The sequence below is a fragment of the Kitasatospora sp. NPDC036934 genome, assembly GCF_055608425.1.
Window position 1 is genome coordinate 1 of the sequence record NZ_JBVJQR010000086.1, and the last position, 1,142, is coordinate 1,142.

The following is a 1,142-nucleotide window of genomic DNA, read 5'->3' on the forward strand; positions in this document are numbered from 1 at the left end:
CCGGTGTTCCGGTCGACTGGTCGGGGTTCTTCACCGGGCGGGGTGCACGGCCCGTCGACCTGCCCACGTACGCCTTCGACCACCACCACTACTGGATCACCGACGGCCCGGCGCACCGGACCGCCGTCGCACCGGTCGAGTCCGTCGCACCGGAGGCCGCCTCGGCCGGCCTGGCCGAGCAACTCGCCGACCTCGACGAGGCCGACCGGGCCGGACACGTCCTGGACGTCGTCACCGAGCAGACCGCGGCCGTGCTCGGCCACGCCGACGTCCGCGCGATCGACCCCGACCGGCCGTTCGCCGAGCTGGGCTTCGACTCGCTGACGGCGGTGGAACTGCGCAACCGGGTCAACCGGATGAGCGGTCTGACGCTCGCCGCGACCCTGGTCTTCGACCATCCCTCGCCGAGCGCCCTCGCCGAGTACCTGCGGGCTCGCCTGAGCCCCGACACCGAAGAGTCCCTCGACGATCTGTTCGCGTCCATCGACAGCGAACTCGGCCCGGAAGCGAGCTGACCGCCGTGACCACCGCGACCACGCCCAACGAGCGGAAGCTCGCCGACTACCTCAAGCGGGTCACCGCCGAACTGCGCGGCACCCGCGAGCGCCTCGCCCGGGCGGAGGCCTCCGACGATCCGATCGCCGTCGTCTCCGCGGCCTGCCGCTACCCGGGCGGCGTGCAGTCGCCCGAAGACCTGTGGCGGCTGGTCGCCGACGGGGTGGACGCGATCGGCGAGTTCCCGACCGACCGCGGCTGGGACCTCGCCGACCTGGCCGTCCGTTCCGACACGACCCGGGGCGGATTCCTGTACGACGCCGGGCAGTTCGACGCGGCCCTGTTCGGGATGTCACCCCGCGAGGCCCTCGCCACCGACCCCCAGCAGCGCCTCGCCCTGGAGACGGCCTGGGAGGCCGTCGAACGCGCGGGCATCGACCCGACCTCGCTGCGCTCCACCCGGACCGGGGTGTTCCTGGGCTTCGCCGGCCAGTCCTACACGGACATGGACTCCGGCGCCGACGACCTGCGCGGCTATCTGCTGGCCGGCAGCGCCGCGAGCGTGGCCTCGGGCCGGATCGCCTACACCCTGGGTCTGGAGGGTCCGGCGATCACGGTGGACACGGCGTGTTCGTCGTCGCTGGTGG

Annotated in this window: 2 protein-coding genes; both read left to right on the forward strand. The window is 73.2% G+C overall.

All coding sequences use genetic code 11. The features are described 5' to 3' along the window. Positions 1-515: acyl carrier protein (locus tag ACZ7BZ_RS38360; RefSeq protein ID WP_470362423.1), on the forward strand; the 515-nt coding region annotated here is incomplete at its 5' end. Next, the coding region (locus ACZ7BZ_RS38365; RefSeq protein WP_470362424.1) for a beta-ketoacyl synthase N-terminal-like domain-containing protein at positions 512-1,142 on the forward strand (631 nt) is incomplete at its 3' end. The genes ACZ7BZ_RS38360 and ACZ7BZ_RS38365, both read left to right, overlap by 4 nt.